The 8,632-nt window shown below is 70.1% G+C and carries 7 protein-coding genes and 2 pseudogenes; 5 read left to right on the top strand and 4 right to left on the bottom strand.

Translation table 11 applies throughout. The features are described from left to right. Positions 1-83 precede the first annotated feature (83 nt). Both ACWD3D_RS28685 and ACWD3D_RS28680 read right to left on the bottom strand, forming a co-directional pair. A complete protein-coding gene (locus ACWD3D_RS28685; protein WP_451463684.1) occupies positions 84-1,391 on the bottom strand; it encodes a class I SAM-dependent methyltransferase in 1,308 nt (435 codons plus the stop codon). 334 nt (positions 1,392-1,725) lie between these two features. After that, on the bottom strand, positions 1,726-3,111 hold the full coding sequence (locus tag ACWD3D_RS28680; protein ID WP_451463683.1) for an NAD(P)/FAD-dependent oxidoreductase: 1,386 nt from the start codon (positions 3,109-3,111) through the stop codon (positions 1,726-1,728). Between the two features lie 563 nt (positions 3,112-3,674). On the opposite strand from ACWD3D_RS28680, the pseudogene ACWD3D_RS28675 reads away from it, so the two are divergent. After that, positions 3,675-3,938: pseudogene (locus ACWD3D_RS28675) on the top strand (type II toxin-antitoxin system Phd/YefM family antitoxin); the annotation flags it as partial. Between the two features lie 142 nt (positions 3,939-4,080). Here ACWD3D_RS28675 and ACWD3D_RS28670 read toward each other — a convergent pair. Together ACWD3D_RS28670 and ACWD3D_RS28665 are read right to left on the bottom strand one after the other, a co-directional pair. After that, a complete protein-coding gene (locus tag ACWD3D_RS28670; protein ID WP_451463682.1) occupies positions 4,081-5,439 on the bottom strand; it encodes a family 43 glycosylhydrolase in 1,359 nt (452 codons plus the stop codon). A gap of 514 nt (positions 5,440-5,953) precedes the next feature. Further along, on the bottom strand, positions 5,954-6,694 hold the full coding sequence (locus ACWD3D_RS28665; protein ID WP_451463681.1) for a TetR/AcrR family transcriptional regulator: 741 nt from the start codon (positions 6,692-6,694) through the stop codon (positions 5,954-5,956). 110 nt (positions 6,695-6,804) lie between these two features. Between ACWD3D_RS28665 and ACWD3D_RS28660 the strand changes: the two genes are divergently transcribed. The 4 genes and pseudogenes from ACWD3D_RS28660 to ACWD3D_RS28645 all read left to right on the top strand — a co-directional run bounded on the left by ACWD3D_RS28660 (position 6,805) and on the right by ACWD3D_RS28645 (position 8,595). Next, positions 6,805-7,773 (top strand): NmrA family NAD(P)-binding protein, encoded by a 969-nt coding sequence (locus ACWD3D_RS28660; protein WP_451463680.1) that lies wholly within the window; start codon positions 6,805-6,807, stop codon positions 7,771-7,773. Between the two features lie 37 nt (positions 7,774-7,810). Beyond that, positions 7,811-7,891, top strand: a pseudogene (locus tag ACWD3D_RS28655) (type II toxin-antitoxin system RelE/ParE family toxin); the annotation flags it as partial. 165 nt (positions 7,892-8,056) lie between these two features. Continuing rightward, on the top strand, positions 8,057-8,329 hold the full coding sequence (locus ACWD3D_RS28650; RefSeq protein ID WP_358760856.1) for a type II toxin-antitoxin system Phd/YefM family antitoxin: 273 nt from the start codon (positions 8,057-8,059) through the stop codon (positions 8,327-8,329). Continuing rightward, positions 8,326-8,595 carry a type II toxin-antitoxin system RelE family toxin gene (locus ACWD3D_RS28645; RefSeq protein ID WP_451463679.1) on the top strand — a complete coding sequence of 90 codons (270 nt, stop codon included), beginning with the start codon at positions 8,326-8,328 and terminating at the stop codon, positions 8,593-8,595. Before ACWD3D_RS28650 ends, ACWD3D_RS28645 begins: the two co-directional genes overlap by 4 nt. The last annotated feature ends 37 nt before the right edge of the window (positions 8,596-8,632 follow it).

The following is an 8,632-nucleotide window of genomic DNA, read 5'->3' as shown; positions in this document are numbered from 1 at the left end:
GACGATGAACTTCGGCCCGCAGACCAACGAATCCGACAGCCACACGCTCATGGACTCCGGCCCCTGCCGCGTGGTGGTACGCGTCAGCCGGTGGCGGAGGCCGTCCACCGGCGGGAGCGGGCGGGCATCCGGGAGTGTCCGGCGTCCGTCGGCTTGACGGCGAGGATCTGATTGACGCCGATCTTGTTGTGCTCGAAGGAGAGGGCGGACGCGGCCATGTAGAGCCGCCACACCCGGGCGCGTCCGGGCGAGGTGGCCGCGACCGCGGCGGCCCAGTTGTCCTCCAGGTTGGCGACCCACTGACGCAACGTCAGCGCGTAGTGCTCGCGCAGCACTTCGACGTCCCGGGCCTCGAACCCGGCCTCTTCCAGCAGGCCGAGTGTCCGGCCCAAGGGGGCGAGTTCGCCGTCCGGGAAGACGTAGGCATCGATGAACTCGTCGACGTGGTACGCCTCTTCGTCCTTCTCGGGGCGGCGGGCGATCTGGTGGTTGAGCAGACGGCCGCCGGGCTTGAGGAGGGCGTAGAGGTCGTCGGCGTATTCGCGGTAGCGGACGGAGCCGACGTGTTCGGCCATGCCGATCGAGGAGATCGCGTCGTACGGTCCGTCGCGCACGTCCCGGTAGTCCTGCACCCGGATCTCGACGCGGTCCGTCAGCCCTTCCTCGGCGACCCGCTTGCGGGCGTACGCGGCCTGTTCGGTGGAGAGGGTCACGCCGGTGACGAAGGCGCCGTACTCGCGGGCCGCGTGGATGGCCATGGAGCCCCAGCCGCACCCGACGTCGAGCAACCGGTCGCCCTCCTTCAGGGCGAGCTTTCGGCAGACCAGGTCGAGCTTGTCGCGCTGGGCGTCCTCCAGGGTGCCGCCGTCCTCCCAGTAGGCGCAGGAGTAGACCATGGACGGGCCGAGGACCATCTCGTAGAAGTCGTTGCCGACGTCGTAGTGGTGGCTGATGGCCTCCTTGTCCCGGCGCTTGGTGTGCAGCGGGCCGGTGCGGCGGCGGTGCATCTCCTCGGCGGGCGGGGCGGGCGGCGGGTAGGGGCCCGCGAGCTGGGCGAGGCCCTTCGCGAAGGCGCGGATCTTCGGGTCGCGCAGCGGGTGGATCGCTTCCTTGGCGTCGGCGCCCCGCTCCCAGAGGAGGGCGGCGATGCTGTCGAGTGCCTCGTACAGATTGCCCTCGACGTCGATCTCTCCGGCCACCCAGCCCCGGGCCAGTCCCAGCTCGCCCGGCTTCCACAGCAGTCGTCGCAAGGCGCGGCGGTGGCGGATGACGAGAGCGGGGGCACCCGGCGGCCCGGCTTCGCTGCCGTCCCAGGCCCGGATGCGGACCGGAAGGGGTTCTCCGAGCAGTTCCGTGAGAAGAGCGGTCAGCCGCGACGCGGCGTCTGCCATGGCGCACACCTCCGTGGTGGTGTTCCCAAAATGCCCATATATGCGTACACATGCATCATTGCCTCGCCGACACGCCTCAGCGTGGCGACGAGGTAACACATGCGTCAACTCTGGCCGTAGCCACCGTCATCCCGCTACTGGGCAATGCTTGGGCAAAATGCATGTAGTCACCAAGTATCCATCGTGGTTCCGGGTACTCGCCCGCCGAAACCCTTCCGGGCACGCCGAAGGGGCCGCCCGCACCACGGATGGCGGACGGCCCCTTCGGGACGTACAGGTCATGCACCGGCGGCTCCGCGTACGGAGCCCGAGCGCCCTCGCGGGAGCGCCGGGGTCAGGAGGCCTTGGCCTTCTCGCCCTCGGGCTTCGCGGCGGCGGGAGCCGGAGCCGGCTTCGCGGCCTCGTAGAACTCCTCGCGCGGCGTCTCCATGGCACCCAGGGAGACGACCTCGCGCTTGAGGAACATCGCGAGGGTCCAGTCGGCGAAGACGCGGATCTTGCGGTTGAACGTCGGCATCGCCATGCCGTGGTAACCACGGTGCATGTACCAGGCGAGACGGCCCTTGAGCTTGATCTTCACCTTGCCCATGACGATCATCGCGACGCCCTTGTGCAGGCCGAGACCGGCGACCGCACCCTTGTTGGCGTGCTCGTACGTCTTCTGGGGGAAGCCACGCATGCCCGAGACGACGTTGTCGCCGAGGACCTTGGCCTGGCGCAGCGCGTGCTGGGCGTTCGGCGGGCACCAGGCGTTCGGGTTGCCGGCCTTGCGGCCGACCATGTCCGGGACCTGGGCGTTGTCGCCGGCGGCCCAGATGTAGTCGGTGCCCTGCACCTGGAGCTTCTCGCTGGTGTCCACGTGGCCACGCGGGCCGAGCGGCAGACCGAAGCGGGAGAGCGCCGGGTTCGGCTTCACACCGGCGGTCCACACGATGGTGCTGGAGTCGACCTCGAGGCCGTTCTTCAGCACGACGTGGCCGTCGACGCAGCTGTCCATGGAGGTGGAGAGGTAGATCTCCACACCGCGGGACTCCAGGTGCTCCTTGCCGTAGGCGCCCAGCTTCGGGCCCACCTCGGGAAGGATCTTGTCGGCGGCGTCGACGAGAACGAAGCGCATGTCCTCGCGCTTGACGTTCGTGTAGTACTTGGCCGCGTCCCGGGCCATGTCCTCGACCTCACCGACGGTCTCCGCACCGGCGAAGCCACCGCCGACGAAGACGAAGGTCAGCGCCTTGCGGCGGATCTCCTCGTCGGTCGTGGAGTCAGCCTTGTCCAGCTGCTCCAGGACGTGGTTGCGCAGACCGATGGCCTCTTCGATGCCCTTCATGCCGATGCCCTGCTCGGCGAGGCCGGGGATCGGGAAGGTACGGGAGACCGCACCCATCGCGATGACGAGGTAGTCGAAGGGCAGCTCGTAGGCCTCGCCGACGATCGGCGCGACCGTGGCGACCTTGCGGTCCTGGTCGATGGTCGTCACACGACCGGTGAGAACCTCAGCCTTGGGCAGCACGCGTCGCAAGGGGACGACGACATGCCGAGGCGAGATGCTGCCTGCGGCAGCTTCGGGAAGGAAGGGCTGGTAGGTCATGTACGAGCGCGGGTCGACGACCGTGACGGTCGCCTCTCCGTAGCGCATCTTCTTGAGAATGCGTCGAGCTGCGTACAGGCCTACGTACCCACCGCCTACAACGAGGATCCTGGGACGCTCCGTGGTGCTCATGCAATCGAGTATCCACCCCTTCCGGAGGGGTAGCTCGTGAGCCCCTTCACAAGGTTGGGTGCCCCCTCTGCTACACTGCGCGGCCCGCGTGATCCAGGTCATGCTCCGCAAGGGGAACCACAGCCTCCTGGCGAACGTTGTTCACCGCCTGTGAGCTGGACCTTGACCCTGGGACGACGGCATTCCGCGTCCCCTCCGCCCTCTCCTCACACCCCGCGCGCACCGCGCGGGGGACACCCGCGCGTACCGCACAAAACGTACGCACAGACACGTTCGAACCCCTGAGAGCGAAGAACTTGCCCCGAGCGGACCGAATTCCTTGTGAAGAACTTCACGAACTTGGTCCCGGCGCCGCCCCGGAGGACCCTTCCGGACCCCTTCGACACCCTTCCGGACGCCTCAGTAAAGCATCAGAGGTGCAGGCAGGGCCGCATGTGAGCGCACGGATCGCGGGAGGTGAGATTGCGCCCGGAGAGGGTCCGGGCGCGTTTGCGGATCAGGCCGACGAGCACCACCGACGGCCGGACGCGCGGACCCGCCCCGGGTGCGCACACACTGGACATATGACCACAAGGAGAACCGTGACGGTCCGGGAGGCCTGCGCGAACCCCGCCGCCCCCATCGACCACGCCGAGCAGGGCGAACCCACGGTGATCACCCGCGACGGCACCCCCGTGGCCGCCGTGGTGCCGATCGCGGATTTCGAGGCCCTGGAGGAGGCGGCCGACGTGCTCGACATGGAGGCGGTCCTGGCGGGGGTCGACCCGACCACCACCGTGGCGGAACTGCTGACGGACGTCCTCGCCGACCACCAGGGCCCGGCGGACATGGAAGAGGAAGAGGAAGCCGAAGAGGACGAGCGAGAGAGAGGACAAGGAGAGACGGGAAGGCGAGGAGAAGAGGAGCTCTGAACCGTCTCGCCCGCGCCCGGCCCCTCCTCCCTCCCCAGCCAACCCTCCCCTCCCGGGGTCAGTCGCGGCGCCGGACGTACAGCCGGTTGCCCTCCGGCCCCGTCCACTCCACCTGGACGACTCCGGGCACGGCCGAGTCGGCGAGCCGTGAGGCGTTGGACCAGTGGCCGAAGTTCGGGTTGCGGAAGAACGTCGCCCACAACTGTCCGCGGTGGTCCTCGAAGAAGTTGTTGTGGCCGGCGCCCACGCCGACCGTCCACCGCTGCGAGTACGGCCCCTCGAAGGTGTCGGAGACGGCGGCGACGGCGTCGTACTGGTACTGGACCCGCCCGGCCGCGGCGGTGTCGTACCCCTGGCGGGTACTGCCGTCGGCGTTGACCGAGGTCCGGTCCCAGGCGGCCTGGAGCAGGAAGTACTTGCCGCCGTACGGGAACACGTACGCGCCTTCGAGGTACGGCTCGGGCGTGTAGGGCGTCTGCCGGAACGAGGGGAGACCGGTCGTGGGGACGATGTCCTCCATGTCGTCCCGGAACTTCGCGTACAGGTTGTTGTGCAGCACCAGCCAGGCGTCGTCACCCTCGGAGTACAGGCTGCCGTCGATGTGGTGGTAGGCACCGGGCGCGATGAACGCGGGGCCGCCGATGAACGGGTCCCCGAAGGGTTTGTCGAGGTTGCCCCCGATCAGCCGGTACGGGCCCTCCACCCCGCCCTCGCTGACGAGCAGGAACGAGCCGACCTTCTTCGAGTGGTCGCCCATGCACGCGACGATGTACCACCGGCCGCCGACCCGGTGCACCTCCGGCGCCCACGCCTCCCCGCGCTTGCCGAACTGGGAGTCGAACCAGTACTCCTGCCAGGGGGCGACGACCGTACGGCCCGGCCGGTTCTCCTCCACGAACTCGGGCGACCACACCTTGCCCTTCTCCGCGCCGGGCCGGATGCCGGTCGTGTCGGCCAGCTTCCAGGGCCCCTTGAGGTCGCGCGCCGTCCACACGAAGATGCCGTCGTTCCAGGGCCCCGCGGCTTCGAGCCCCGGCACCCGGGTGGTGCCGGTGGCGACGTAGAGCGGACGGCCGTCCACGGCGAAGCAGTTGACGTACGTGTCGCGCATCCAGACCCGCCCGAGCTCCTCGTCGCGCGGGCGCAACTCCAGTGGCAGCACGAAGGAGTTGTCTTCCCTCGGCCAGAGGTCCTGCCGCGTGTTGGCGGTGCCGTACGGGGCGGGTTCGGGCCAGTTCGCCGGGTACCGCCCGTGCGCGTGGCCGGGCGCGTGGCCGGGCGCCTCCTTCGGCGCGACGGGTTCGGGCGGGGCGGCCTGCGCCGCCTGTACGGGCAGGGCCACCGCCGCGCCCAGACCGGCGGCTCCGGCCAGCAGGGCCCGGCGTCCGACCGGCGATCGGTTCTCGTGGCTGGTCATGGGTCAGCTCTCCTTCAGCGTGGGGCGGCGGCTTCACACGCGGGCACGGCCCACACCACGTCCGTCACGAAACGATGGTGGGGAATCAGCGCGATCCCGGACAGCCGGTCAGCCCGGGGCGGGGCACACCGAAGAGGGGTGCCGCACCTCGCTCGGAACGAGTCGGCGAAATGGCCTCGATCGGCATGCTGCCATCGTGGGAATCCCCGATGATCTACGTCAAGGGGGTGCCGATTTAATCCGGGCGCCCCGCACGGTGACCCGGCTCACGGCGGCCGTCACGGGAGGTCTCGACCTCGACGGTTGAAGATCGCCGCGGTGTCACCATTCACCCGGGACATGGGCAGCGCCGGTGTCCGGGCAGTCGCGGACCGGCACGCTCGGCTTCCCGTCCCAGGACGCTTGGGGCATCGCCCTCCGGTCAGGTTTCGCGCGCGGCGGGCACCGCGCTCGTCGGCAGCCCGATCAGGGCGGGGGTGACAGGGCTCGCGGGAAGACCACGGTTCGGCCCGGTTCAGGGCGCGAGGCGCCGACGGCGGGCCCGCTGTCGGCAGGTCGCGCCGCAGTAGCGAACGGGTCGACCGGTGGGCCGGACGGTGAGTGCGGCCCCGCAGTCCTCACAACGCGCGACGGCATCCCGGCGGACACCACTGCCATCACGAAACGTCCGCCGTTCCGTGACGAAGGCGGAAGGCCGCAACCCGTCCAGGGTCAGTCGAACGAGTCTGAGACCGGCCGATCGGTCGCGGTGGGCAGCGAGCATCGAGGCACACCCGACGGTGAGTGGGACGACATCGTCGGGGCCGATGCCGTCGAGGACGCCACCGGCCCGCTGCGCCGCGTCGAGCAGCGCGGTCAGGACCTGACGGAAGCGCGACACCGACGCCGTGAGCATCGGACGGGGCCAGCCGACGTCGACGGTCACGACGTCGCACATCTGTCCGCGCCTGTGAGACTTCTCGACCACATCCAGCAGGAACCCGAAGAATGCCTCTGTGGGCGCGCATCGGGCCATCCGCTGCTCGCCGGAGGCGACCAGATCGTTCAGGTGCTGGGCGAACACGGCTTCCAGGAGAGCCTGTTTGGTCGGAAAGTGCCGGTACACGGTGCCGGCGCCGACGCCCGCCCGGCGCGCGATCTCGCCGAGCGGGACGTCGAGTCCAAGCTCGGCGACCGCCTCGCCCGCGGCGGACAACACCTTGGCCCGGTTACGGCGGGCGTCGGCCCGGCCACCGCCGTCGATCGCTGTCGTCATGTCACGAAACCCCTTGTGCGCCCGACTCAATCGGGTTGGAGTATCCCAGATGCCCCGGGTTTCGCCCCGCTGTCCGCGGCAACCCATCCCCCGGGGAGAGTGAGGACGATATGACCGTCGAGCCCACCCGTTCCCTCATCGGCCCGGTCCAGGACCCCGCCGACGGCCTCATCGCCGTGACCGGCGCCACCGGCAACCAGGGCGGCGCGACCGCACGCCGGCTGCTGGCCGGCGGACGGCAGGTGCGCGCGCTGGTACGGGACAAGACCGCGCCTGCCGCCGCGGCCCTCGCGGACGCGGGAGCCGAGCTGGCCCTCGCGGACTTCGACGAGCCGTCGAGTCTGGCGTCGGCACTGGATGGCACCACCGCTCTGTTCGCTGTACCGCCGGTCCCCTACGGGCCGTCCCGCAGCGATCCGGACGTGGAGTTCACCCGCGGCCGGGCCCTGGCCGACGCGGCAGCAGCCGCGGGAATCCGCCAGGTGGTGTTCACCGGCGTCGCCTCGACCTCGGGCGGCGCGTTCGCGGCCCAGGGAAAGCGGCGTATCGAGCAGTACCTGCGCGCACACTTCCCGCTCGTGACCGTGTTGCGCCCCGTACGGTTCATGACGAATTACCTCGGAACACCCGGCGTCGGCCTCGACGGGTTCGTCGACGGTGTTCACCGGCACCTCTTCCCGCCGAACGAGCCCGCGCAGATCATCGCCCTCGAGGACATCGCCGAGTTCGCCGCCCTCGCCTTCGAGCACCCGGACCGATTCGCCGGGCGGACTCTTGAACTCGCCGGCGACGACCCGACCCCGGTCGAAGCCGTCGCCGCGATCAGCGCCGCGACCGGCATCGCGGCGCGCTACGAGCAGCTCACCCACGACGAGGCCGCCGCACTGAGCCCGGGGATCGCCCAGACCCGGCAGCAGTGGATCTCCGGCCAGCGCTGGCACGCCGACATCGAGGCGCTGCGGGTCATCCATCCCGGATTGCGCACCCTGACGGACTGGCTCGCCGAGTCCGGCGCCGCCGCACTGCGGAGCCGGTCGCTCAGCACCAAGCGGCAGGCTGCGTCCGACCGTTCCGGCTGAGGGGAGCCCGTTGCCGCCGTGGTGCCGGTCTCCGAGCGTGAAGTACGCGTTCCGGTTCACCGCCACGGCACAGCGACAACTCCGCGCCATCGACCGGCCTGCCGCCATGCGCATCCTGGCGACAGAGGCCGGGCCCGGGATCACCACGCCCCCGAACCCGGCCTCCGCTCAGCGGATCATCCGCCGACGGGCGCCGCCGAGAACGCGATCCCGTCGAGCACCGCTTCCCCAGCGCACTTCGCTCGACCCGGCGCGTGTACACGCTTACGCGTACACTTTTCTCATGACTGAGACGACCGCGACCGTGCGAGAAGCCCGCGCCCACCTTGCGGACCACATCAATCGCGCCGAGGAGGGCACGCCCACGGTGATCACCCGCAACGGGGAGCCCGTGGCCGCCGTGGTCCCGATCTCCGACTTCTACGCGCTGGAGGACGCGGCGGACGTCCTGCTGGCGCGGGAAGCGGAGGCGGTCCTGGCCGAGGGCGGCCCGACCGTGACCATGGCCGAACTGCTGGCCGATCTGTTCACCGAACGCTCCGAAGGCGCGGCGTGAAGTACGCGTTCCGGTTCACCGCCGCGGCGCAGCGACAACTCCGTGCCATCGACCGGCCTGCCGCCATGCGCGTCCTGGCCGCGCTGACCGCGCTCGGCGAAGACCCGTACCGCGAGGACGCCGACGTCAAGAAACTTGTCGGCTCCTCAGGCCTCTACCGCCTCCGGGTCGGGAACTACCGAGTCGCCTACCGGATCGAGAACGACGAACTCGTGATCCTCGTCGTCAAGGTCGGCGACCGGCGCGACGTCTACCGCAGCATCTGAGACAGCGGCCGGGCTCGGGGGCACCACGCCCCCGAGC

Source organism: Streptomyces sp. NPDC002690, from assembly GCF_053592415.1.
Note: the sequence above shows the minus strand (reverse complement) of the source record. Positions and strands in the feature narration are given on the sequence as shown.

Excerpts from the sequence above, each read along its gene's own strand:
- ACWD3D_RS28685 (WP_451463684.1), bottom strand. The coding sequence starts at position 1,391 with ATGGCAGACGCCGCGTCGCGGCTGACCGCTCTTCTCACGGAACTGCTC.
- ACWD3D_RS28680 (WP_451463683.1), bottom strand. The coding sequence starts at position 3,111 with ATGAGCACCACGGAGCGTCCCAGGATCCTCGTTGTAGGCGGTGGGTAC.
- ACWD3D_RS28670 (WP_451463682.1), bottom strand. The coding sequence starts at position 5,439 with ATGACCAGCCACGAGAACCGATCGCCGGTCGGACGCCGGGCCCTGCTG.
- ACWD3D_RS28665 (WP_451463681.1), bottom strand. The coding sequence starts at position 6,694 with ATGACGACAGCGATCGACGGCGGTGGCCGGGCCGACGCCCGCCGTAAC.
- ACWD3D_RS28660 (WP_451463680.1), top strand. The coding sequence starts at position 6,805 with ATGACCGTCGAGCCCACCCGTTCCCTCATCGGCCCGGTCCAGGACCCC.
- ACWD3D_RS28650 (WP_358760856.1), top strand. The coding sequence starts at position 8,057 with ATGACTGAGACGACCGCGACCGTGCGAGAAGCCCGCGCCCACCTTGCG.